This window comes from Pelagibius marinus (assembly GCF_014925385.1).
Classification (GTDB): Bacteria; Pseudomonadota; Alphaproteobacteria; order Kiloniellales; family Kiloniellaceae; genus Pelagibius; species Pelagibius marinus.
On sequence record NZ_JACSDK010000003.1, the window covers coordinates 391,793 to 413,329 of the forward strand.

Annotated in this window: 25 protein-coding genes and 1 other RNA gene; 17 read left to right on the top strand and 9 right to left on the bottom strand. The window is 68.5% G+C overall.

The genetic code is table 11. From position 1 onward, the window contains the following. Positions 1-225: 225 nt before the first annotated feature. From H7X47_RS07115 to tkt, 8 genes are all read right to left on the bottom strand, one after another. Positions 226-1,029: an inositol monophosphatase family protein gene (locus tag H7X47_RS07115; protein ID WP_193367942.1), complete on the bottom strand. Its 804-nt coding sequence runs from the start codon at positions 1,027-1,029 to the stop codon at positions 226-228. A 62-nt stretch (positions 1,030-1,091) separates the two neighbouring features. Then, complete coding sequence (gene efp, locus H7X47_RS07120; protein ID WP_193367943.1) at positions 1,092-1,658, bottom strand: elongation factor P; 567 nt, start codon at positions 1,656-1,658, stop codon at positions 1,092-1,094. 113 nt (positions 1,659-1,771) lie between these two features. Then, on the bottom strand, positions 1,772-2,464 hold the full coding sequence (locus tag H7X47_RS07125) for a thiamine phosphate synthase (protein ID WP_193367944.1): 693 nt from the start codon (positions 2,462-2,464) through the stop codon (positions 1,772-1,774). Between the two features lie 23 nt (positions 2,465-2,487). Next, positions 2,488-2,991, bottom strand: coding sequence for an ATP-binding protein (locus H7X47_RS07130; protein WP_193367945.1), 504 nt, complete (start codon positions 2,989-2,991; stop codon positions 2,488-2,490). Between the two features lie 4 nt (positions 2,992-2,995). Continuing rightward, on the bottom strand, positions 2,996-3,406 hold the full coding sequence (locus H7X47_RS07135; protein ID WP_193367946.1) for a beta/alpha barrel domain-containing protein: 411 nt from the start codon (positions 3,404-3,406) through the stop codon (positions 2,996-2,998). Between the two features lie 99 nt (positions 3,407-3,505). Next, positions 3,506-4,513, bottom strand: coding sequence for a type I glyceraldehyde-3-phosphate dehydrogenase (gene gap / locus H7X47_RS07140; RefSeq protein ID WP_193367947.1), 1,008 nt, complete (start codon positions 4,511-4,513; stop codon positions 3,506-3,508). Between the two features lie 79 nt (positions 4,514-4,592). Then, positions 4,593-5,597 carry a class I fructose-bisphosphate aldolase gene (locus H7X47_RS07145; protein WP_193367948.1) on the bottom strand — a complete coding sequence of 335 codons (1,005 nt, stop codon included), beginning with the start codon at positions 5,595-5,597 and terminating at the stop codon, positions 4,593-4,595. A gap of 74 nt (positions 5,598-5,671) precedes the next feature. Continuing rightward, positions 5,672-7,618, bottom strand: a complete 1,947-nt coding sequence (tkt, locus tag H7X47_RS07150) for a transketolase (RefSeq protein WP_227010257.1) — start codon at positions 7,616-7,618, stop codon at positions 5,672-5,674. 401 nt (positions 7,619-8,019) lie between these two features. Here tkt and H7X47_RS07155 point away from each other — a divergent pair, with 401 nt between their 5' ends. The 5 genes from H7X47_RS07155 (at position 8,020) to H7X47_RS07175 (ending at position 10,326) form a co-directional block, all read left to right on the top strand. Beyond that, positions 8,020-8,259, top strand: a complete 240-nt coding sequence (locus H7X47_RS07155; protein WP_193367950.1) for a hypothetical protein — start codon at positions 8,020-8,022, stop codon at positions 8,257-8,259. 16 nt (positions 8,260-8,275) lie between these two features. After that, positions 8,276-8,638: a cell division protein ZapA gene (locus H7X47_RS07160; protein WP_193367951.1), complete on the top strand. Its 363-nt coding sequence runs from the start codon at positions 8,276-8,278 to the stop codon at positions 8,636-8,638. A gap of 20 nt (positions 8,639-8,658) precedes the next feature. Next, a non-coding RNA gene (gene ssrS, locus H7X47_RS07165) (6S RNA) lies at positions 8,659-8,815 on the top strand. 49 nt (positions 8,816-8,864) lie between these two features. Further along, a complete protein-coding gene (locus tag H7X47_RS07170) occupies positions 8,865-9,482 on the top strand; it encodes a 5-formyltetrahydrofolate cyclo-ligase (RefSeq protein WP_227010258.1) in 618 nt (205 codons plus the stop codon). Between the two features lie 31 nt (positions 9,483-9,513). Continuing rightward, positions 9,514-10,326, top strand: coding sequence for a TIGR00282 family metallophosphoesterase (locus H7X47_RS07175; protein ID WP_193367952.1), 813 nt, complete (start codon positions 9,514-9,516; stop codon positions 10,324-10,326). Positions 10,327-10,334: 8 nt separating this feature from the next. On the opposite strand, the gene H7X47_RS07180 is transcribed toward H7X47_RS07175, so the two are convergent. Further along, a complete protein-coding gene (locus H7X47_RS07180; RefSeq protein ID WP_193367953.1) occupies positions 10,335-10,622 on the bottom strand; it encodes a hypothetical protein in 288 nt (95 codons plus the stop codon). 281 nt (positions 10,623-10,903) lie between these two features. Between H7X47_RS07180 and H7X47_RS07185 the strand changes: the two genes are divergently transcribed. From H7X47_RS07185 to tilS, 12 genes are all read left to right on the top strand, one after another. Next, entirely contained in the window at positions 10,904-11,653 is a 750-nt protein-coding gene (locus tag H7X47_RS07185) for a YebC/PmpR family DNA-binding transcriptional regulator (protein ID WP_193367954.1), read from the top strand. Positions 11,654-11,689: 36 nt separating this feature from the next. Beyond that, a complete protein-coding gene (gene ruvC / locus H7X47_RS07190) occupies positions 11,690-12,265 on the top strand; it encodes a crossover junction endodeoxyribonuclease RuvC (protein ID WP_193367955.1) in 576 nt (191 codons plus the stop codon). Continuing rightward, a complete protein-coding gene (gene ruvA, locus H7X47_RS07195; protein WP_193367956.1) occupies positions 12,262-12,867 on the top strand; it encodes a Holliday junction branch migration protein RuvA in 606 nt (201 codons plus the stop codon). Before ruvC ends, ruvA begins: the two co-directional genes overlap by 4 nt. Further along, the gene (gene ruvB / locus H7X47_RS07200; RefSeq protein ID WP_193367957.1) at positions 12,864-13,934 is read left to right on the top strand and encodes a Holliday junction branch migration DNA helicase RuvB; all 1,071 of its coding nucleotides are present in this window, start codon (positions 12,864-12,866) and stop codon (positions 13,932-13,934) included. Before ruvA ends, ruvB begins: the two co-directional genes overlap by 4 nt. Next, entirely contained in the window at positions 13,931-14,407 is a 477-nt protein-coding gene (gene ybgC, locus H7X47_RS07205) for a tol-pal system-associated acyl-CoA thioesterase (protein WP_227010259.1), read from the top strand. The genes ruvB and ybgC overlap by 4 nt, the downstream gene beginning before the upstream one ends. Positions 14,408-14,410: 3 nt before the next feature. Beyond that, a complete protein-coding gene (tolQ, locus tag H7X47_RS07210; RefSeq protein ID WP_193367958.1) occupies positions 14,411-15,139 on the top strand; it encodes a protein TolQ in 729 nt (242 codons plus the stop codon). Between the two features lie 3 nt (positions 15,140-15,142). Beyond that, positions 15,143-15,634 (top strand): protein TolR, encoded by a 492-nt coding sequence (gene tolR, locus H7X47_RS07215; RefSeq protein ID WP_193367959.1) that lies wholly within the window; start codon positions 15,143-15,145, stop codon positions 15,632-15,634. Positions 15,635-15,688: 54 nt separating this feature from the next. Then, on the top strand, positions 15,689-16,618 hold the full coding sequence (gene tolA, locus H7X47_RS07220; protein ID WP_193367960.1) for a cell envelope integrity protein TolA: 930 nt from the start codon (positions 15,689-15,691) through the stop codon (positions 16,616-16,618). Between the two features lie 5 nt (positions 16,619-16,623). Next, a complete protein-coding gene (gene tolB, locus H7X47_RS07225; protein WP_193368023.1) occupies positions 16,624-18,033 on the top strand; it encodes a Tol-Pal system beta propeller repeat protein TolB in 1,410 nt (469 codons plus the stop codon). A 148-nt stretch (positions 18,034-18,181) separates the two neighbouring features. Continuing rightward, positions 18,182-18,706, top strand: a complete 525-nt coding sequence (pal, locus tag H7X47_RS07230) for a peptidoglycan-associated lipoprotein Pal (protein WP_193367961.1) — start codon at positions 18,182-18,184, stop codon at positions 18,704-18,706. 258 nt (positions 18,707-18,964) lie between these two features. After that, positions 18,965-20,101 carry a tol-pal system protein YbgF gene (gene ybgF / locus H7X47_RS07235; RefSeq protein WP_227010261.1) on the top strand — a complete coding sequence of 379 codons (1,137 nt, stop codon included), beginning with the start codon at positions 18,965-18,967 and terminating at the stop codon, positions 20,099-20,101. A 27-nt stretch (positions 20,102-20,128) separates the two neighbouring features. Beyond that, positions 20,129-21,514 carry a tRNA lysidine(34) synthetase TilS gene (gene tilS / locus H7X47_RS07240; protein ID WP_193367962.1) on the top strand — a complete coding sequence of 462 codons (1,386 nt, stop codon included), beginning with the start codon at positions 20,129-20,131 and terminating at the stop codon, positions 21,512-21,514. Positions 21,515-21,537 lie beyond the last annotated feature (23 nt).

Consider the following 21,537-nt stretch of genomic DNA (forward strand, 5'->3'; position numbering starts at 1 on the left):
AGCCGCGCAGGCCGGCGCCAAACGGCGGCCTTTTGCCTGGTTTTCAGCCGATTTCCGGCCAAGTGGTGCGAGTCTGCTCATGAGCCCCTAATACCCCGATTTCCCCTGCTAACCTCTATGGTTAACACTATGCTTCCGCCGCGCCCGGGACAACCTGCTTTGCGGGCCGCAGGGGCGGCGGGCGGCGCACCGAGGTGGCCGCCGAGGGTCGTATTATTGAGCCTTTTAGTTACTTAAAGGTTTGCGTAGCAGCTTCATCAGGTCGCTGTGGATGGCGTTGTTGCTCGCCAGAACGCTGGGAGAGCCCATGATGAGGGCTTTCCCGTTCATTTCGCTGACATATCCGCCGGCCTCGCGCACGAGAATCAGGCCCGCGGCGTAGTCCCAGGGGGCCAGGCCGCGCTCCCAGAAACCGTCGAAACGCCCCGCCGCCACATAGGCCAGGTCCAGGGCGGCGGCGCCCCAGCGGCGGATTCCCGCGGTATTGGCCATGACGGCGTCGATTTCGCCCAGAAACTGCGGGCGGTCGCCCTTGCCGGCAAAGGGCGCGCCGGTGGCGATCAGGCAGTCGGTCATCCGGTTGCGGGCGGAAACCCGGATCCGGCGGTCGTTGAGGAAGGCCCCCTGGCCTTTCTCGGCGTGGAACAGGTCTTCCTTGATCGGGTCGTAGACCAGTCCGGCGATGATCTCGCCGCGCTCCTCCAGGGCGATGGAGATGGCGAAATGCGGCAGCGAGTGCAGGAAGTTGCTGGTGCCGTCCAGGGGATCGACGATCCAGCGCCGGCCGCTGTCGTCGCTCGGCGCCACTTCCTCCGATTCCTCCATCAGGAAGCCGTAGCCGGGCCGCGCCTTCCGCAGTTCCTCCTTCAGGACCTTCTCGGCCTTCAGGTCGGCGGTGGAGACGAAATCCGCCGGCCCCTTGCGGGAGACCTGCAGGTTCTCGACCTCCCCGAAGTCGCGCTTCAGGCCGCGGGCGGCCTTGTCGGCGGCCTTGGTCATGACGTTCAAAAGGGCGGAGCGGGTGGCCATGCGGGTCTTGCGGTCTTTCGGTCGGGAAGGGGTGGCCTTCGGCGAAGGCCTTGTGAGAGGCGTCAGTCCTTGGCGCGCTCGACGTAGGTGGCGTCGGCGGTGTTCACCACCACGCGGGTGCCGGCCTCGATGTGCGGCGGCACCATGATGCGGCTGCCGTTTTCCAGCACCGCCGGCTTGTAGGAAGAAGAGGCGGTCTGCCCCTTCACCACCGGGTCGGCCTCGGTGATCTCCATGACCACGGTGTCCGGCAGCATGACCGAGATCGGCTCTTCCTCGTAGGACTCGATGGTGACGCTCATGCCCTCCTGCAGGAAGACCACCGGCTCGCCCACCAGGTCCTTGTTCAGGGTGATCTGGTCGTAGGTGTCGTTGTCCATGAAGGTCAGCATCTCGCCGTCTTCAAAGAGGAACTGGTACTCCTTCTGATCCAGGCGCACGCGCTCGACGTCCTCGCTGGCGCGGAAGCGTTCGTTCAGCTTGGTGCCGTCGCGGATGTCCTTCAGTTCGCACTGCAGGTAGGCGCCGCCCTTGCCGGGCTGGGTGTGCTGAATCTTGACGGCGCGCCACAGGCGGTTCTTGTGCTCGATGACGTTGCCAGGGCGGATCGCGTTGCCGTTGATCTTCATTGGGGGATCGTCCGGAAAGTTAGGTGTTCTGGAAAGCGCGCGGAAGCTACCAGCTTGCCCCTAAGGTGGCAACGCCGGAGGTCAGCCGGGGGAAAGGGCGGGAAACTGCGCTGTCAGGCGCCTTCGCCGGGGCCGCGGAGCAGCGCCTGCAGCGCCGCGGCAGGGTCCTCTTGCCCCAGCCAGAAGGCCGGGCCGAGGGCCAGGAAGTCGGGGCCCGCGGCGGCCAGGGCGCGGGCTTCCTCCGGGGTCCCGGCGCCGAAGGCCACCTGGGGCGGGGTCATGACCGCTTCCCACCAGGCGATGACCTCCGGATCGGCGGCTCCGCTGCCTTCCGGGGCGCCTTCCGGGGCGCCTCCCAGGTCTCCGAAGCCCCCAAAGCCAATGTAGTCGGCCCCTTCCTCTCCGGCGGACATGGCCAGGTGGCGGGAGTTGCCGCAGCCGGCGCCCAGGATGACGTCCTCGCCGAAGCGCTTGCGCAGCGCCTTTACCGGCGACTTCTCATCTTCCGCCAGGTTCAGGTGCAGGCCGTCGGCGCCGCTGGCGGGCAGCAGCGCCGGGCGGTCCTCCAGCAGCACCGCGATGTCCCGCGCCTGGGCGGCGGCGATCAGCGGCGCGGCCAGGCGGGCAAAGGCCGCGTCGTTCAGCGCCCCGCCGCGCAACAGCAGGGCGGAGACCTCGACGTCGCCCTTGGTTTGCTGGTCGGGGGCCTCCGGAGCCAGGGCCGCCAGGGCCTTGGCCACATCACTGGCCGCGCTGTCGTCCAGCGGCGGCGAGACCAGCATCAGGCGGGGCAGGAAGTCGGACAAGGGCGGGACTTTCTCGAAGGTGCTCAGTGGTCCTGTTTCTCGAAGGTCAGCGCGTGCGCCTTGCAGGCCGACACGGGAGAATCCGCCGCGGCCTTCAGGTTGCTGCTCAGGATCACCAGGCCGTTGTAGGCGATGAGGGCGTCCAGCAGGTGGCTGACCTCCTGGTTGGCGAAGCGGTCGTGGCTGTCCTTGACCTCGCTGCGCTTGCCGAAGAGGGCGTCGGCCTCGTCGAAGAACAGCACTGCCTCGGCGGCCTGCGCCTTCTCGAGCAAGGCCACCAGGTTCTTTTCCGTCTCCTCGGCGGACTTGCCGACCAACGCCGGCAGTTTCACCCGCTGCAGCGGCCGCTCCAGCTGGTTGGCCAGGACCGAGGCGACCAGGGTCTTGCCGGTGCCGCTGGGACCGGAGAAGAGGCAGAGCTGGTGCGCCTTCTTGCCGGCGTTGCCGGCTATCTTCTGGAGGATATCGATGTCCTTCTGCGACAGCGGCAGTTCGTCGATGAGCAGCGGTGCCGGCGATTTCGTCATGTCGCTAGGTCTCCTTGTTCAGCCAGTCGCGGCAGGCCTGGGCCTTGTCGGCGACGTCCAGCAGGTCCAGGGCCTCCAGCGGCCCCGTGATCAGGTGGTGGCTCTCGGCCTCGGCGATGGCGCGCAGCTTGTCGGCGGCCGCCTTGGGTCCGGTGAAGCGCACCCGCAGCACTCCCTGGCGGAAGGCCGCCATGACCAGGCCCGGCTTGTCGCCGCAGTCGAGGATCGAGGAGACCTCGGCCTGGGGGACCTCGCGCTCGGCCTGCTTCACCACCTCGCGGAACCACAGGGCGCCGGTATAGGCCGCCGCTCCCGGCGGCGAGGCCAGGGTGACCGGCAGGTCCAGGTCGCGCGCCGCCTTCAGCGCGGTGACCGCCTGTTCCAGGGAGTGGATGATGATGACGCGTTCGTTCATGGCCGGATGATAATAAAAAGCGGGACCCGAAGGTCCCGCTTTATTTTTTGCAACTCCAGACTGTTCCCGGCCCGCCCATCGGGTCCGGGGACGCGGCTCCTAGAGCAGCTTGCCGAGCGCCACGGCGGTGTCGCTCATGCGGTTGGAGAAGCCCCACTCGTTGTCGTACCAGGACAGGACGCGCACGCAGGTGCCGTCCAGCACCTGGGTCTGGGTCACGTCGAAGGTCGAACTGGCCGGGGCGTGGTTGAAATCGCTGGACACCAGCGGCTCGTCGTTGATCGCCAGCACACCCTTCAGCGGGCCGTTGGCGGCTTTCACCATGGCGGCGTTGATGGCCTCGGCGTCGGTCTTCTTCTTCGCCTCGATGACCAGGTCGACCAGGCTGACGTTGGCGGTCGGCACGCGCACCGAGGTGCCGTCCAGCTTGCCCAGCAGCTCCGGCAGCACCAGGCCGGTGGCGCGCGCGGCGCCGGTCGAGGTCGGGATCATCGACAGGGCCGAGGCGCGGGCGCGGCGCAGGTCCTTGTGCAGGGTGTCCACGCTGGGCTGGTCGCCGGTGTAGGAGTGGATGGTGGTCATGAAGCCGTGCTTGATGCCGACGGTCTTGTCCAGGATCCAGGCCACCGGCACCAGGCAGTTGGTGGTGCAGGAGGCGTTGGAGATGATCTTGTGGCTCTTCCTCAGCTTCTTGTCGTTGACGCCGTAGACCACGGTGATGTCGGCGCCGCTGGCCGGCGCGGAGACCAGCACCTTCTTGGCGCCGGCTTCCAGGTGCTTACCGGCCGCTTCCTTGCTGGTGAAGATGCCGGTGCATTCCATGACGATGTCAACGCCCAGCTTGCCCCAGGGCAGGTTCGCCGGGTCGCGCTCGGACAGCACCTTGACCTTCTTGCCGTCGACCTTGATGGCGTCCTTCATGGCCTGGATCTTGCCCGGATAGGTGCCGTGCACCGAATCGTACTTCAGCAGGTGCGCGTTCGCCTCGGGCGTGCCGAGGTCGTTGATGGCGACAAATTCCACGTCCTTGCGCTTGGACTCCATCGCGGCGCGGAACACCAGCCGCCCGATGCGCCCGAAACCGTTGATACCAACCCGAACTGCCATATTCAGTCTCCGTTCCCTAAAGCCGGCCGCCCTCGTTCAGGCAGCCGGCGGTTCCCCTGCATTTCTTGTGTGCCGCGGATCAGGCGGCGTATTTTCCGCTCGCTGCCGCGGCGTTGTCCTGGGCGCGCTTCAGGAAGGCGGCCTGGCCCTTTTCCAGGTTCGCCGCCTTGCCGCTCCAGGCCTTCAGCGGCGCCGCCTGCAGGGCGCGCCCGTAGGAGAAGCTGAGCTTCCAGGGCAGCGTGCCGGGCAGCCTGTTCATGGCGTTGAGGTGCTCGGTGGCCAGCGCGTCGCTCTGCCCGCCGGACAGGAAGACGATGCCGGGCACGGCGGCCGGCACGGTGCGCTTGAGGCACTGCACGCTGCGCTCGGCGACTTCCTGGACGCCGGCCTGGTCTTTGCAGTCCTGGCCGGAGATCACCATGTTCGGCTTCAAGAGCGTGCCTTCCAGCCAGACGTCCTGCAGCGCCAGTTCGTTGTAGACGCTGCGCAGCACCTCTTCGGTGACCGCCTCGCAGACATCGATGTCGTGGTCGCCGTCCATCAGCACTTCCGGCTCGACGATCGGCACCAGGCCGGCTTCCTGCGCCAGGGCGGCATAGCGGGCCAGGGCGTGGGCGTTGGCGGTGATGCAGCCGGCGCTGGGGATGGCGTCGCCGATGCGGTAGACGCCGCGCCACTTGGTGAACCTGGCGCCCAGCTTGGCGTATTCCTCCAGGCGCCCGCGCAGCCCGTCCAGGCCCTCGGTCACAGTCTCCTCGGGGTGGCCGGCCAGCGGCTTGGCGCCCATGTCGACCTTGATGCCGGGGATCATGCCGGCCTTGGTCAGCTTGTCGACCAGCGGCGTGCCGTCGGCGGCCTTCTGGCGGATCGTCTCGTCGTAGAGGATGACGCCGGAGATGTATTTGCCGGCGTCCGGCGTGGTGAAGAGCATGTCGCGGTAGTCGCGGCGGTTCTCTTCGGTGCTCTCGATCTTGATGCTGTCGAAGCGCTTCTTGATCGTCGGGGAGCTTTCGTCCGCGGCCAGGATTCCCTTGCCGTCGGCAACCAGGGCTTGGGCGGTTTCCGCCAGCGCAGAAGAAGTCATAACTTGGCCTCCAATTGCGTTCCTGCTTCAGTGGGCAGGGCTCTTATAGAAAACCCGCGACGCCGTGGGCGCGGTCAAATGCGTGTCTTGACGGCTTCCACCACGGCTTCGGCGGTGATGCCGAACTTCTTGTACAGATCCTTGATGGGCGCCGAGGCGCCGAAGCTTCGCATGCCGACGAAGGCGCCGCCGGATTCGACCCAGCGCTCCCAGCCGAAGGGCACGGCGGCCTCGATGGCGATGTGCAGCGTGCCGGGGCCCAGCACCTCGTCGCGGTAGTGCGGCGGCTGCTGGTCGAACAGCTCCCAGCAGGGCATGGACACCACGGCGGCGGAGATGCCTTCGTCGCGCAGCAGCTTCTGCGCCTCCAGGGCGATCTGCACCTCGGAGCCCGAGGCGATCAGCGTCACCTGCCGCTCGCTGTCGGCCGGTGCCATGATGTAGGCGCCGTAGGCCGAGTGGTTCTCCGAGATGTCCTTGCGCAGGGTCGGCAGGCCCTGGCGGGTCAGCGCCAGCAGCGAGGGCGCGTCCTCGCTCTGCAGGGCGAGTTCCCAGCACTCGGCGGTCTCGATGGTGTCGGCCGGACGGAAGACCAGCAGGTTCGGGATGGCGCGCAGGGCGGCCAGGTGCTCGACCGGCTGGTGGGTCGGGCCGTCCTCGCCCAGGCCGATGGAATCGTGGGTCATGACGTAGACGACCCGCTGGCCCATCAGCGCCGAGAGGCGGATCGAGGGGCGGCAGTAGTCGCTGAACACCAGGAAGGTGCCGCCGTAGGGGATCAGGCCGCCATGCAGGGCGATGCCGTTCATGGCCGCGGCCATGCCGTGCTCGCGCACGCCGTAGTGGATGTAACTGCCGGAGAAGTCGTCGGGCGTCACCACGCCCTGGGACTTGGCCTTGGTGTTGTTGGAGCCGGTCAGGTCGGCGGAGCCGCCGATCATCTCGGGGATCGCGGCGGCCAGCACGTCCAGGGTCTTCTGCGAGGACACGCGGGTCGCCACGCTGGGCGCCTCGGCGGCAATCTCGGCCTTGAAGGCGGCAACGGCGTCCTGCCAGCCCTCGGGCAGCTTGCCGGCCATCTGGCGTTCGAAGACGGCGCGCTGGTCGCTGGCCTCCAGGCGGCCCTGCCAGGCCTGCACCGCCTCCTGGCTGCGCCGGCCGACGGCACGCCAGGATTTCAGCACGGCCTCGGGGATCTCGAAGGGCGGGTAGGGCCAGCCCAGCGCCTCGCGGGCGCCGGCGATCTCCTCGTCGCCCAGGGGCGCGCCGTGGGTGGCGGCGGTGCCTTGCTTATTGGGGGCGCCGTAGCCGATGGTGGTCTTGCAGGCGATGAGGCTCGGCTTGTCGCTCTCGCGGGCCGCCGCGATGGCCGCGGCCACGGCCTCCGGGTCATGCCCGTCGACGCGGGCGGTGTCCCAGCCCGAGGCCTCGAAGCGCTTGATCTGGTCGTCGTCGCAGGTGAGGTCCGTGCTGCCGTCGATCGAGATGGAGTTGTCGTCGAAGAGGACGATCAGCTTGCTCAGCTTCAGGTGGCCGGCCAGGGAGATGGCCTCGTGGCTGACGCCTTCCATCAGGCAGCCGTCGCCGGCGATCGTATATGTGTAGTGGTCGACCAGCGCGTCGCCGAAGCGCGCGTTCAGCAGGCGCTCGGCCAGCGCCATGCCGACGGCGTTGGCCAGGCCCTGGCCCAGCGGGCCGGTCGTGGTCTCGATGCCCTTGGCGTGGCCGTATTCCGGGTGGCCGGCGGTCCGGCTGTCGAGCTGGCGGAAGTTCTTGATCTCCTCCAGCGTCATGTCCTCGTAGCCGGTCAGGTGCAGCAGCGCGTAAAGCAGCATGGAGCCGTGGCCCGCCGACAGCACGAAGCGGTCGCGGTCGGGCCAGTCCGGGCGCGTGGGATCGAACTTCAGGAAGCGCGAGAACAGCACCGTGGCCACGTCGGCCATGCCCATGGGCATGCCGGGATGGCCGGAATTGGCCTTCTGCACGGCGTCCATGGCCAGCGCGCGGATCGCGTTGGCCATGTCTTGCTGGTTTTCGGGGATCGCTGAGTTGTCTTGCGTCGGGGATGACGTGACGACGTCCATCAAGAAGGTCCACCTGGTGGGGAACGGAAGGGCGGCAGCGCGGGCCGCTTTCGTGCGGCAACATGCCGCCACGCCCCGCCAAGGTCAACCGGCATATCGCCGCAGAAAGGCGGAATCTGCCGCCTTTTGTCCTACCACCGCTGCGCGGCGGTGGCGCGGGCGCTTTCCCGGGTCCGCAGTTGACCGGTCACGAAGGCGAAGCCTATCCTCTGCTAGGGCGCGCGGCGCGGGAATCCGCGCCGTCGCCACGACTACAGATCGGCCTGAACAGGAATCCGACCTGAAAAGGGATCGATCTCCAGATCTGTGCATCGACCGGAAAATCGAACGGAAGCGGAATGCCCCGATTGGAAGAAGCCAGCCACAGGCTGCAGGTTGCGATCGACAATCTGGAACGGGTGGTGGCGGCGCGGGCCGCCCAGGGTGGCCCCGGCGGTAATGCGGGCGGCGAGGATGACGCCCTGCGCGAGGCCCTGGACGCGGCGCGGCGCGAGAACGCCCAGCTGCAGCGGCTTGCCGGCACGGTGTCGACGCGCCTGGACGCGACCATCGGACGCCTGCGCAAGCTGGTGAGCTAAGGATAAGGACCGGGGCATGGCACAGATTTCCCTCACCGTTCACGGCCGCAGCTACCAGGTGACCTGCGACGACGGCCAGGAGAGCCACCTGCTGCAGCTGGCCGAGCACATCGACGGCAAGATGGCGGAGCTGGAAGGCAGCATCGGGCAGGTCGGCGAGCAGCGCCTGCTGTTCATGGCCTGCCTCCTGATCGCCGACGAGCTTTACGACGCCCAGCGCCAGGTCGACGGCCTCAAGGCCGGCCGTCCCGCCGGCCAGCGCGCGCCGGCCGCGGCCGCCGGAGGGCCCCCGGGCGCCTCCGAAGAGCAGGCCTCGCGGGCCCTCGACGCCTGTGCCCAGCGAATAGAAGCTATTGCCGCCCGCCTCCAGGGTGCCTAGATAGGGTCTTCAAGCGTGTGGCGGCGCTGCGGGGTGCGTCAGGTATCGCAATCCCTGGGGCCAATACAAACCTCTAGGGAGCTGTCCCTGCCGGGACCCTGGTCTCGGTATATGGCGCCCACCTGCTTTGGCAGGCCGCAGAGGATTCATGTTACCAACGGCCTTCGCGGCGCCGCCACACGCACCTTCCCGCCTCCTGTCCCCGTCCAGCCCGAAAGCCCCGACTTTGCCCGCTGATCCTGCGATTCCGCCCCTTCAGGAAGCAAAACGGGCGCTGCGGCGGAGCGCCAAGGCGGCCCGCGCCAGCGCCGCGGCGGCGGACCGGCAGGCCGGCGGCACCGGCGCCGCGGTCCTGCGCGACCATTTCCTGGCAGCGGTCCCCCTGGCCGAAGGGGTGGTGGTCTCCGCCTACTGGCCGATGGGCGACGAAATCGACCCGCGCCCCCTCATGGACGCCCTGGCCGGGCGCGGCCACCGCCTGGCCCTGCCGGCGATCCGCGCCGCCGGGCAGCCGCTCGACTTTCGGGCCTGGCGGCCGGGCGACGCCCTGCAGCCGGCCGGTTTCGGCACCCGGGAACCGCTTTCCGGAGCCGAAGAACTGCGGCCCGGCCTGCTGCTGGTGCCGCTGCTGGCCTTCGACGGAGCCGGCTACCGCCTGGGCTACGGCGGCGGCTTCTACGACCGCAGCCTTGCCCTTCTGCGCAAGGCGGGCGATACCCTGGCGGTCGGCCTGGCCTATGCCGGCCAGCAGGTGGCGGCGGTGCCGCGCGAGGTGACGGACCAGCCCCTCGACCTGGTGGTCACCGAGCGCGGCGTGGTCACGCCTGGCGCCCCGGAAGACTAAGACGGGCAAAGACTAAGGAAAGACCCCGAGCATGCGACTTCTGTTCTGCGGCGACATCGTAGGCCGGCCCGGGCGCGACGCCGTCGCCGCCCACCTGCCGGGCCTGCGCCAGCGCCTGGACCTCGACTTCGTGGTCGCCAACGGCGAGAACGCCGCCTCCGGCTTCGGCATTACCGAAAAGATCTGCCGCCAGCTCTTCGAGGCCGGGGTCGACGTGATCACCGGCGGCAACCACTCCTGGGACCAGCGCGACGTCATGTCCTACATCGACGGCGAGCCGCGCCTGCTGCGTCCGCAGAACTTCCCGCCCGGCACCCCGGGGCGCGGCGTCGGCGTCTTCGCGGCGCGGCGCGGCAAGAAGGTGCTGGTGCTGAACGTCATGGGTCAGCTCTTCATGGAGGACCTGGACGACGCCTTCGCCTGCATGAACAACCAGCTGTCCCAGCACCGCCTGGGGGCCACGGTGGACGCGGCGATCCTGGATTTCCACGCCGAGGCGACCTCCGAGAAGATGGCCGCCGGCCATGTCGTCGACGGCCGGGTGTCGCTCTTTGTCGGTACCCACACCCATGTGCCCACCGCCGACAGCATGATTCTCACCGGCGGCACCGCCTACCAGAGCGACGCCGGCATGTGCGGCGACTATGATTCGGTGATCGGCATGGACAAGACCGTGCCGATGGAGCGTTTCGTGAAGAAGGTGCGGGGCGAGCGGCTCTCCGTCGCCGGCGGCGAGGGGACGCTCTGTGCGGTTTTCGTGGAAACCGACGATGCCACCGGGCTGGCCCGTCGCGTGGCGCCGGTCAGGCTCGGTGGGCGGCTGTCGGAAGCCGTTCCGGACTGACTAGGGTATCAGTTGGGGCGCTGGCCGGCGGAGACGGCGAGGAAGCGCTCGATCTCGGAATGCAGGATTTCCGTCTGCTCGGCGGTGTCGTCGGCCAGCTGGCCGATCTCGGCGGCGCTCTTTTTGCCTCCCGCGGTCGCGGCGGCCAGCAGGCTGTCCAGAGCGCCGATGGCGGTCTCCTCCGCAAACTCCTCGACCAGGTCAGCGGCCAGATCCAGGCGCCGGGCGACCTCGGCGGCGTCGTCCGACACCTCCTCGGTGATGGCCAGATCGATGATGTTCAAGGGCCGCTGCATGGGGCTCCGTCCTTCAAGGAAAGGGGTTTGAGAGCCCTGAGAGTGACGCGGCGGTGTTAATTTGGCGTTAACCCGCCCCATTGCATTTCTGGTGTCTGGCCGTCCAACCCGCGGTTTTGCTGGCTCTTAAGTCTTTAGATCGGGCGGGCGACCTGCTAGAAGCCGCCCTAATGTCGCCATATTGGGAGCTTATGCGTTGCGCTGGAGTGCCCCGCTTCACTCAAAATGTGGTAGGCTGTTCACCTTATCGTCCCACTATGTAGGATCAGGATCGTCGAGTTATGGCGGGCCATTCACAATTTAAGAACATCATGTACCGCAAGGGCGCGCAGGATAAGAAGCGCGCCAAGCAGTTCGCACGTCTTACCCGTGAAATCATGGTGGCGGCCAAGGCGGGCCTGCCGGATCCGGACAAGAACCCGGCCCTGCGCGGCGCCATCCAGACCGCGCGGGCGGCGAACATGCCCAAGGACAACATCGAGCGGGCCATCAAGCGTGCCGCCGGCGGCGACGAAGGCACCAACTACGAAGAGGTCCGCTACGAGGGCTATGGCCCCGGCGGCGTGGCCGTCATCGTCGAGGCGCTGACCGACAACCGCAATCGCACGGCTTCGGAGGTGCGCTCTGCCTTCAGCAAGCACGGCGGCACCCTGGGTGAGACCAACTCGGTGTCCTTCATGTTCGACCGTCTCGGCGTCATCGCCTATCCGGCCGAGGTCGGCTCGGCCGAGGAGGTCTTCGAGGCGGCGGTCGAGGCCGGGGCCAGCAACGTGGAGAGCAACGCCGAGCAGCACGAGATCACCTGCGATCCCGACGATTTCTCCACCGTGCGCGACGCGCTGACCGAGAAGTTCGGCGATCCGCGCGAGGCGGAGTTGACCTGGCGCCCGCAGAACACCGTCGAGATCGATGAGGACAAGGCCCAGACCATGCTGAAGCTGCTCGACGTGCTGGACGACAGCGACGACGTGCAGCGGGTCGCGGCCAACTTCGACATCAGTGACGACGTGATGGCGCGCCTGACCGCCTAGCCGGCGGCAACGAGTGGGGGAACCGAAGCGACCGTAATGCGAGTACTTGGACTTGATCCGGGTTTGCGCCATACCGGTTGGGGCGTCATCGATGCCGAGGGCAATCACCTCCGGCACGTCGCCAACGGCGTGGTCGTTTCCGACGGCAAGGCCGACCTGGCCGAGCGTCTGCTGCAGCTTTACCGCGGCATCGCCGAAGTGGTGGCGGCCCATGCGCCGCAGACCGCCGCGGTCGAGGTGACGCTGGCCAACAAGAACCCTTCCTCCACCCTGAAGCTCGGCATGGCGCGCGGCATCGCGCTGCTGACCCCGGCGCTGAGCGGGCTGGAGGTCGCCGAATACCTGCCGATGATCGTCAAGAAGGCGGTGGTCGGCACCGGCCACGCGGACAAGCAACAGGTCGAGATGATGGTCACCCGCCTGCTGCCGGGCTGCAAGCCGGCGGCCGCGGACGCCGCCGACGCCCTGGCCGTCGCCATCTGCCACGCCCACAACCTGGCCACCGGGCGGAAATGGGCCGCCGGGGTCGAGGATCCCCTGGCCGCCGCAGGCAAGTCCGCGGCGAAAATCAAACCGGCCTCCCGGCGTCTTGCCGCGGGAGGCCGCCGTTGATCGGCAAGCTGACCGGCATCGTCGATTCCACCGGCGACGACTGGGCGATCCTCGATGTCGGCGGGGTCGGCTACCTGGTGTTCTGCTCCGGGCGCACCCTGGGTCTGCTGCCGCCGCCCGGCGGCGCCGCGACCCTGTGGATCGAGACCCACGTGCGCGAGGACCACATCCATCTCTACGGCTTCGCCGAGACCGCCGAGCGTGACTGGTTCCGCCTGCTGCATTCGGTGCAGGGCGTCGGCGCCAAGATGGCGCTGGCCGTGCTCTCGGTGCTGCCGCCGAACGAGCTGGTGCGCGCCATCGCCGCCCAGGACAAGGCCTCGCTGTCGCGCGCCAGCGGCGTCGGCCCCAAGCTGGCCGGGCGCATCGCGTCCGAACTGAAGGACAAGGCCGGGGGCATGGCCCTCGGGCCCGCCGAAGCGGTCAACGGCGTCGGCGGTGCCGGCGGCGAGGTGTCGGAAGACGCGGTCTCGGCGCTGGTCAACCTGGGCTACCGCCGGGCGGAGGCCTTCGCCGCGGTGGCCAAGGCCAGCGGTGAGCTGGGCGCCAAGGCCTCGGTCGAGTCGCTGATCAAGGCTGGCCTCAAGGAGCTGGCGTCATGAGCGACTTCAGCGCCCAGGACGACCGGGTGGTGACGCCCGACTTCCGCGAGGAGGACAACGGCGAGGTCACCCTGAGGCCCTCCCACCTGGACGACTTCATCGGCCAGCGCGCGGTGCGCGAGAACCTGCGCGTCTTCATCGAAGCGGCGCGCGGGCGCGGCGACGCCCTGGACCATGTGCTGTTCTTCGGCCCGCCGGGCCTGGGCAAGACCACCCTGGCGCAGATCGTCGCCCGCGAGATGGGCGTCGGCTTTCGCGCCACCTCCGGCCCGGTCATCGCGCGGGCCGGCGACCTGGCGGCGATCCTCACCAACCTGCAGCCGCGCGACGTGCTGTTCATCGACGAGATCCACCGCCTTTCCCCGGCGGTGGAAGAGGTGCTCTACCCGGCGATGGAGGACTTCCACCTGGACCTCATCATCGGCGAGGGGCCGGCGGCGCGCTCGGTGCGCATCGACCTGCCGCCTTTCACCCTGGTCGGCGCGACCACGCGCTCGGGCCTCATTACCACCCCTTTGCGGGAACGATTCGGCATCCCCCTGCGTCTGCAGTTCTATGAGCCGGACGAACTGGAACTCATCGTCAGCCGCGGCGCGCGGGTGCTGGACATGAAGCTGACGGCCGAGGGGGCGGCGGAGATCGCGCGGCGTTCGCGCGGCACGCCGCGTGTCGCCGGGCGCCTGCTGCGCCGGGTGCGCGATTTCGCGGCGGTGGCCGGGGTCGAGGAGGTCGCGGCGGTGCAGGCGGACAGCGCGTTGAAGCGCATGGACGTGGACGAACGCGGCCTGGACGCCATGGACCGGCGCTATATGAGGTGCATGGCCGACAACTACGGCGGCGGGCCGGTCGGGGTCGAGACCATGGCGGCGGCGTTGTCCGAGCAGCGCGACGTGCTGGAGGAGGTCATCGAGCCCTACCTGATCCAGCAGGGCCTGGTGCAGCGCACCCCGCGCGGGCGCGTGCTGACCCGCGGCGGCTTCACCTATCTGGGCCTCGACGTGCCGCGCAACCTGGAGCAGCTCGACTTCCTGGGCGACGAGACGGGCAACGGGGGAGGCGCGGCTTGATCGACCTTCGCGCTTCCGAACTGCCCGCTTTTGAGCTGTCGGGCAAGGTGGTCGATGGCGAGCACCACTATCCGCTGCGCATCTTCTACGAAGACACCGACGCCGGCGGCATCGTCTACCACTCGCGCTACCTGCAGTTCGCCGAGCGGGCAAGGACCGAGCTCCTGCGCCTGGCCGGCATCGAGCAGTCGAAGCTGCGCGACAGCCACAACATCGTCTTCGCCGTGCACCGCTGCGAAGTCGACTACCGCCGCCCCGCGCGGCTCGACGACCTGGTGGAGGTGCGCTCGCGCTTCACCGAGCTGCGTGGGGCGCGGCTCGGCGCCCTGCAGAGCATCTGCCGGGCCGGTGAGGAACTGGTCCGCCTGGTCGTGGTCGTCGCCTCGGTCAACGGCGACGGCCGCCCGGCCCGCATTCCGGCGCCGATCCGCGCCGCCTTGGAACCTTTCATACAGCCTTTGAAGCAGGGGTAACCCATGGAACAGGACGCCGTTAATTCTCTTGTGCTCGAGGGTTCGGTCGACCCGAGTTTGTCGGTCTGGGCGCTTTTCCTGGAGGCCGACATCGTCGTGCAGGTCGTGATGATCCTGCTGCTGATGGCGTCGTTCTGGTGCTGGGCGATCATCTTCGAGAAGGTGCTGCGCATGCGGCGCCTGAAGGAACGCGCCGGCCAGTTCGAGGAAGCCTTCTGGTCCGGCGGCTCGCTGGACGACCTCTACGACCGGCTGGACAACCGCCCGCCCGATCCCATGGCCTCGATCTTCGTCTCGGCGATGCGCGAATGGCGCCGTTCCTCGGCGCGCGGCCTCGCCAACTCGGCGGAGATCAAGGCCAGCCTGCAGCAGCGCATCGAGCGGGTCATGGAGATCGCCATGGGCCGCGAGATGGACCGCCTGGAGCGGCACATGACCTTCCTCGCCTCGGTCGGCTCGGCGGCGCCCTTCATCGGCCTTTTCGGCACGGTCTGGGGCATCATGAACGCCTTCACCTCCATCGCCGCGGCCAAGAACACCAGCCTGGCGGTGGTGGCGCCGGGCATCGCCGAGGCGCTCTTCGCCACGGCGCTGGGCCTGGTCGCCGCCATTCCGGCGGTGATCGGCTACAACAAGCTGTCCAACGACCTGGGGCGCTACGCCGGCCGCCTGGAGGCTTTCTCCGGCGAGTTCGGCGCCATCCTGTCGCGCAAGCTCGACGAGAAGAACTGAGCCATGGCCGCGACACTCATGTCATCGGGCCGCCGCGGCGGCCGGGGCGCCCAGAAGCGCTACCGCCCCTTGAGCGAGATCAACGTGACGCCTTTCGTCGACGTCATGCTGGTGCTGCTCATCGTCTTCATGGTGACGGCGCCGCTGCTGACCGTCGGCGTGCCGGTCGACCTGCCGAAGACCCAGGCCCAGTCGATCGCCGACCCGGATGAACCGCTGGTCATTTCCGTCAACGCGGAAGGGACGATCTACATCCAGGACACGGAGGTCGAGCTGAACAAGCTGGTGCCGCGCCTGCGCGCCATCACCGAGAACAAGCCGGATACCCGCATCTTCGTGCGTGGCGACCGCGCCATTGCCTACGGCCGCATCATGCAGGTCATGGGCACGGTGAACTCGGCCGGCTTCAAGCGGGTCGCGTTGATCGCCGAACTGCCGAAGGGCGGCGAGGCGGGTGCCGCCGACGAAGAGCCGGCGCCGGCCGGGCAGCAGTAAGCCCGCCGCCGCCGGGCGCCATTTCGAGCCAAGAGAGCATCGCTGAACGCCATCATGGGTAAGGCCAGTCTCCTTTCCGCGCTTCTGCACTTCGGGGTGATCCTCGCCCTGGTGTTCGGGCTGCCCGCCCTGCGCGACCCCATGGTCGATTTCGATTCGGTGCCGGTGGAGATGGTGTTCGAGCCGGAGGCGGCCACCGATGCCCCGGTGCCGGAGCCCGAGCCCGAACCGGAGCCGGTGAACGAGGCGCCCGAGGAAGCCCCGGAGCCCGAGCCCGAGATCGCCAAGGCGCCGCCGCCCGAGCCGGACCCGCTGCCCGAACCGGAGCCGGAACCGGAGCCCGAGCCGGCCCCGCTGCCCGAACCCGAGCCGGAACCGGAGCCCGAACCCGAGCCGGAACCCGAACCGGAGCCCGAACCGGAGCCCGAGCCTGAGCCGGAACCCGAGCCGGAGGCCGAGGCGCCGCCGCCCAAGCCGAAGCCCAAACCCAAGCCGCCGGTGCAGGTCGCCGAGCAGCCGGAGCCGGAGAAGAAGAAGGAAGAGCCCAAGCCGGAAGACCGCCTGACCTCGATCCTGAAGAACGTCGAGAAGCTGAAGGACAAGCCTTCCAGCCAGCCGCAGCAGGCCGCCCGCGCGCCGGTTCAGGCGGCGACGCCGAAGATCTCCGCCGTGCAGCGCCAGCAGCTGGAGAACTCGGTGCAGAACCAGATCCGGCGCTGCTGGCGCATCGATGCCGGGGCCCGCCAGGCCGAAGACCTGATCGTCGAGATTACCGTCGATCTCGCCGCCGACGGCCGCGTGATCGGTCAGCCGCGGGTGGTCGATACCGTGCGCATGAGCCGTGACGCCTATTTCCGCAGCGCGGCGGAGAACGCCGTGCGCGCGATCCTGAAATGCAGCCCCTTCCAGCTGCCCGCCGACCAATATACGGCATGGAAGACGATGAACCTGACCTTCAACCCGAGAGAGATGCTTGGATCATGATGTCGATGCACCGCTTCAAATCCCGTCCGACCAGGCTCGCCCGACCCGAGGCCTTTCGCGGGACCCTGCGCCGGGCCTGGTGCGGGAGCCTGGCCCTCGCCGCCGTCCTCTCCGCCCTGGTGCTCGCCGGGGGCACGCCGGCGCGCGCGCAGCTCAACGTCGATATCACCAAGGGCTTCGTCGAGCCGCTGCCGATCGCCATTCCCGAGCTCTACGGCGAGGTCTCGGAGGAGGCCAAGCTGGGCGCCGACATCGCCGGCGTGGTGGCCTCCGACCTGGAGCGCAGCGGCCTGTTCCGCCCGGTGGACAAGGGCGCCTTCATCCAGGATGCCGCCAGCCTGCGCTACGGCCCGCGCTTCGGCGACTGGCGTCTGATCAACGCCCAGGCGCTGGTCTCCGGCGCCGTGCAGCTGCAGGCCGACGGCCGCATGGTGGTGCAGTTCCGCCTCTGGGACGTCTATTCCGAAGTGCAGATGCGCGGCACCCAGTACACCACGCCGCCGGCCAACTGGCGCGGCATCGCCCACCGCATCGCCGACGAGATCTACGAGCGCCTCACTGGCGAGGACGGCTATTTTAATACTCAGATCGTTTATATTGCCGAGCAGGGACCGCAGAACCGGCGCATCAAGCGCCTGGCGATCATGGACCAGGACGGCGCCAACCACCGCTTTCTGACCAGCGGCAACGAGTTGGTGCTGACCCCGCGATTCTCGCCGTCCAGCCGCGAGATCACCTACATGGCCTATCAGGCGGTCGGCAATGCCGAGGTGCCGCGGGTCTATCTCTTCAACCTCAACACCGGCCAGCAGGAGGTGCTCGGCGACTTTCCGGGCATGACCTTCGCTCCGCGCTTTTCCAGCGAGGGCAATGAGGTCATCCTCTCCATGGCCAAAGACGGCAACACGGAAATCTACACCGTCGACCTGCGCACCCGGCGCCAGACGCGGCTGACCAACCACCCGGCCATCGACACCTCGCCGTCGTTTTCGCCCGATTCGCGCGAAATTGTCTTTAATTCAGACCGCGGCGGGCGGCCTCAGATCTATGTGATGAATCGTGATGGAAGCAATGTGCGCCGAATCAGTCGTGGACAGGGATATTACTACACGCCGGTGTGGTCTCCGCGCGGCGATCTGATCGCTTTCACACGTCAGCATGCGGGGGAATTCTACATCGGCGTGATGCGCCCGGACGGCTCCGGAGAGCGCATGTTAGTGAGGGATTACAACGTGGAAGCCCCTACCTGGGCCCCCAACGGGCGGGTCCTGTCCTACTTCCGTAGTTCCCGCGCCGACTCGCGCGGGAAGATCACTAGTAAGATCTTTACGATTGATCTTACAGGGTTCAACGAACGCGAGCTTGTGACGCCTCTGGACGCATCCGATCCGGCGTGGTCCCCCTTGATTCGCTAGGGGGGCGTCGGTATAGTCCGTTAACCATTTTCGGCTGTTAGTTGCCGACGTTGGGGGGCCGTATCAAGCAGGTTCGATCTGTTAAGTCACCGGTGGCAGATCGGCCTCGAATCCAGAAAATCCGGGGATGTGTTTGAGAGGGCAGAATATGCGCTTTTCCCTTGTTACGACTTTCGCTGCGGCCTTGCTGCTCGCGGCGTGTTCTACTCCGTCCGAAGATTCCGGCGCAGCGTCTGGCAGCGGCTCGAGTGGCACCGGCACGACCTCGCAGTCGTCCACCAGCGGCACCGATTCCCAGACCATTCCCGGTCCTGGCGCGGGCACTCAGGAAGAGTTGACCGTCGAGGTGGGCGACCGCGTCTTCTTCGACTTCGACAAGTACAACATCCGGGCCGATCAGCGTGGCACCGTGGAGGCTCTGGCGGCTTGGCTTGACACCAACCCGTCGGTCACCCTGACCATCGAAGGCCACTGCGACGAGCGCGGTACGCGTGAGTACAACTTGGCGCTCGGCGAGCGCCGCGCCAACTCGGTCCGCGACTACCTAGTTGCGCTGGGCATCAACCCCGGCCGCCTCTCCACCGTCAGCTACGGTGAGGAGCGTCCGGCCGTGCTCGGCTCCAACGATTCCGCCTGGGCGCAGAACCGCCGCGGCGTCTTCGTTGTGAACTAAGGGGCGTTTGACGCCTCAGTCGTGTTGAGAGCCCCGTCCGGCCGAGCGTCTGCCGCTTTGCCGGGCGGGGTTTTCGCATGTCTGGCGCGCCTTCCCGGGCCTGCGCTGGGCCGCACGCCGGCCGTAAAACTGGTCTCGGGTGGGCAACTGCGCCATAAAGATGACATGAAGACCTGCCACAGAAGATGGCCGGCGGAGCCACGGGGTCGCCCCCGGCCGAAGGCTCCCGGAACCGAATACAAAGCGGAGGAAAGAGCGATGGCCTGCAGGGTCCGCAGCTTCCCCTTCACGACTTCCCCCTTCCCGATTTCCAGGGTGGTGTCTTTGGCGCGCGGCGGCGTTCTGGCTCTGCCGCTGGTGCTGCTCGCCGGCTTGCAGCAGCCGGTGCTGGCGCAGAGCGTCGACGATCAGCTGGAACGTCTGCAGCGCGAGCTCTCTGACCTGCAGCGGCAGGTCTACGGCGGCGAAGCGCCCCCAGCTGGCGCGGCCACGTCCGGCGCCGCCTCGGGCGGCGTGGCGCCGACCCAGGCGGCCCGTATCCAGTTGCAGCTCGACCAGTACGAGGTGCAGCTGCAGGAACTGACCGGCCGCGTCGAGGAGATGGGCTTCCAGATGCAGAGTGTCAGCGACCGCCTCGACAAGCTGGTCGCCGACGTCGACCTGCGCCTGCGCAACCTGGAGCAGGGCGGCCTGCCGCCGGTCGGCGCGAACGCCACCAGCGGCGGCGAGACCATGGCCGCCGGGCAAATGGCCGGCGGCCAGACGGCGCCGCTGAACCGGGCGGCGCCCGCGGGCGCCGCCGCTGCCGGCGGGACGCAGCCGGGCACCATCGGCTCGATCAGCGAATCGGATCTCAGCAGCTTCCAGAGCCAGCAGTCGTCCAACGTCGCCCAGGCTCAAGCTCAGGCCCAAGCCCAGGCCCAGACCCAAGCCCAGACTCCGTCGGCCCCGGTCCTCGGCGGCCAGCAGCAGGCCGCCGTGCCGCCGGGCGCGGGGGTGCTGCCGGCGGGCACGCCGCAGCAGCAGTACGACTACGCTTTCGGCCTGCTGCGCCAGGCCAACTATGCCGGCGCCGAGCAGGCCTTCGCGGCCTTCCTGGCCCAGCACCCGGGCGACGCCCTCGCCGGCAATGCCAAGTACTGGCTGGGCGAGACCTACTACGTGCGCGGCAACTACCAGCAGGCGGCGGTGACCTTCGCGGAGGGCTTCGAGACCTATCCCGAAAACTCCAAGGCGCCGGACAACCTGCTGAAACTCGGCATGTCGCTGGCTTCTCTGGGCAGCACCCAGGACGCCTGCGGCACCTTCGACGTGCTGCTGGACCGCTACGCTGACGCCCCGGCCACGATCCTGTCGCGGGCGCAGCGGGAATCGCAGCGGCTGAGCTGTCCCTGAGCCGCGCGGCCAGCGGACGACACGCCGATGAGCGACCGCGCCGCCAGCGTCACTTCTGAGGCCTTCGACCGCCTGATGGCGGAACTCGGACCCTTCGAGCCCCGTCCTCATGTGGCGGCGGCGGTCTCCGGCGGTCCGGACAGCATGGCGCTGGCGCTGCTGCTGGCTGACTGGCTGGCGCCGCGCGGCGGCAGGCTCACCGCCTTCACCGTCGACCACGGCCTGCGGCCCGAATCGGCGGAAGAGGCGGCCTGGGTGGCGAAGCAGTTGAAGCCCCTCGGCGTTGCCCACCGCACCCTGCGGTGGGAGGGGCCCAAGCCCCTGAAGAAGAGCGGGTCCTCGTACCAGGCGGCGGCGCGCGCGGCGCGCTACGCGCTGCTGCTGAAGGCCTGCGAGACGCGCGGTATCTTCCATCTCGCCCTGGCGCATCACCTGGAGGACCAGGCGGAGACCTTCCTGCTGCGTCTCGGGCGCGGCAGCGGCCTGGACGGTCTGGCCGCCATGGCGCCGGTCAGCGAGACCAGCGGCCTGCGCCTGCTGCGCCCGCTGCTCTCCATCTCCAAGGCGCAGCTCGTCGAGCTGCTGGCGGCGCGCGGACAGGAGTGGGTCGAGGACCCGAGCAATGCCGACGGCGCCTTCGCGCGGGTGCGCCTGCGCCGCCTGCTGCCGGAGCTGGCGGACGAGGGGATGACGCCGGCGCGCCTGGGCAGCGCCAGCCACAATCTGGGCCGCGCCCGCGCGGCGCTGGAGGCGGACGTGGCGGCGGCCCTGGCGCGGGCGGTGCGGCCCGACCCGGCGGGTTTTCTGGATCTGGATCCCGCTCTCCTGCGGCGCGAGAGCGCCGAGGTGTCCCTGCGCGCCCTGGCGCGCTGCCTCATGGCCGTGGGCGGCTGTGACTACACGCCGCGCCTGGAGCGCCTGGAACGTTTGCATGCCTACTTGGAGAGCGGCCTGGCCCGCGGCGTGACCCTGGGCGGCTGCCGCATTCTGCCGCGCAAGTCGTCCGCGGGGGCTGAGCGCTGGCTCATCGTCCGGGAGGCCGGGCGCAGCGCCGAAGCGGCCCTGAAGCCGGGCGGCGCCCTGCTGTGGGACGGCCGCTTCGAGGTCCGGCTGTCGCGCGGCGCGACCGCGGAAACCCGGGAAAAATCCGCCGGCGAGATGACCATCGGCCCGCTGGGCAGCGAGGGCTGGCGCCGCCTGGCCAAGGCGCTGGAGGCGGTGGGGGCCGGGGCAAGGGCCGCCCGGATTCCGACGGCGGCCCGGGGGGCTCTGCCGGCCCTCCGCGACCGAGCGGGCCTGGCGGCGGTGCCACCTGTGGGCTATTTTCGGGACGCCGGAACGGCCAAGCGGTTGAAAGAATGCCGTTTTGCCCCCACAAACGGGTTAACCAACCCCGCTTTTACGGTTGTTTAGACCGCAAGGCGCATTATCTTCTA

What these genes read in the sequence shown, in the direction of transcription:
- H7X47_RS07115 (WP_193367942.1), bottom strand. Translation starts at nt 1,029, where the DNA reads ATGGCCACCCGCTCCGCCCTTTTGAACGTCATGACCAAGGCCGCCGAC.
- efp (WP_193367943.1), bottom strand. Translation starts at nt 1,658, where the DNA reads ATGAAGATCAACGGCAACGCGATCCGCCCTGGCAACGTCATCGAGCAC.
- H7X47_RS07130 (WP_193367945.1), bottom strand. Translation starts at nt 2,991, where the DNA reads ATGACGAAATCGCCGGCACCGCTGCTCATCGACGAACTGCCGCTGTCG.
- H7X47_RS07135 (WP_193367946.1), bottom strand. Translation starts at nt 3,406, where the DNA reads ATGAACGAACGCGTCATCATCATCCACTCCCTGGAACAGGCGGTCACC.
- gap (WP_193367947.1), bottom strand. Translation starts at nt 4,513, where the DNA reads ATGGCAGTTCGGGTTGGTATCAACGGTTTCGGGCGCATCGGGCGGCTG.
- H7X47_RS07145 (WP_193367948.1), bottom strand. Translation starts at nt 5,597, where the DNA reads ATGACTTCTTCTGCGCTGGCGGAAACCGCCCAAGCCCTGGTTGCCGAC.
- tkt (WP_227010257.1), bottom strand. Translation starts at nt 7,618, where the DNA reads ATGGCCAACGCGATCCGCGCGCTGGCCATGGACGCCGTGCAGAAGGCC.
- H7X47_RS07155 (WP_193367950.1), top strand. Translation starts at nt 8,020, where the DNA reads ATGCCCCGATTGGAAGAAGCCAGCCACAGGCTGCAGGTTGCGATCGAC.
- H7X47_RS07160 (WP_193367951.1), top strand. Translation starts at nt 8,276, where the DNA reads ATGGCACAGATTTCCCTCACCGTTCACGGCCGCAGCTACCAGGTGACC.
- H7X47_RS07175 (WP_193367952.1), top strand. Translation starts at nt 9,514, where the DNA reads ATGCGACTTCTGTTCTGCGGCGACATCGTAGGCCGGCCCGGGCGCGAC.
- H7X47_RS07180 (WP_193367953.1), bottom strand. Translation starts at nt 10,622, where the DNA reads ATGCAGCGGCCCTTGAACATCATCGATCTGGCCATCACCGAGGAGGTG.
- H7X47_RS07185 (WP_193367954.1), top strand. Translation starts at nt 10,904, where the DNA reads ATGGCGGGCCATTCACAATTTAAGAACATCATGTACCGCAAGGGCGCG.
- ruvC (WP_193367955.1), top strand. Translation starts at nt 11,690, where the DNA reads ATGCGAGTACTTGGACTTGATCCGGGTTTGCGCCATACCGGTTGGGGC.
- ruvB (WP_193367957.1), top strand. Translation starts at nt 12,864, where the DNA reads ATGAGCGACTTCAGCGCCCAGGACGACCGGGTGGTGACGCCCGACTTC.
- tolQ (WP_193367958.1), top strand. Translation starts at nt 14,411, where the DNA reads ATGGAACAGGACGCCGTTAATTCTCTTGTGCTCGAGGGTTCGGTCGAC.
- tolR (WP_193367959.1), top strand. Translation starts at nt 15,143, where the DNA reads ATGGCCGCGACACTCATGTCATCGGGCCGCCGCGGCGGCCGGGGCGCC.
- tolA (WP_193367960.1), top strand. Translation starts at nt 15,689, where the DNA reads ATGGGTAAGGCCAGTCTCCTTTCCGCGCTTCTGCACTTCGGGGTGATC.
- tolB (WP_193368023.1), top strand. Translation starts at nt 16,624, where the DNA reads ATGCACCGCTTCAAATCCCGTCCGACCAGGCTCGCCCGACCCGAGGCC.
- pal (WP_193367961.1), top strand. Translation starts at nt 18,182, where the DNA reads ATGCGCTTTTCCCTTGTTACGACTTTCGCTGCGGCCTTGCTGCTCGCG.
- ybgF (WP_227010261.1), top strand. Translation starts at nt 18,965, where the DNA reads ATGGCCTGCAGGGTCCGCAGCTTCCCCTTCACGACTTCCCCCTTCCCG.
- tilS (WP_193367962.1), top strand. Translation starts at nt 20,129, where the DNA reads ATGAGCGACCGCGCCGCCAGCGTCACTTCTGAGGCCTTCGACCGCCTG.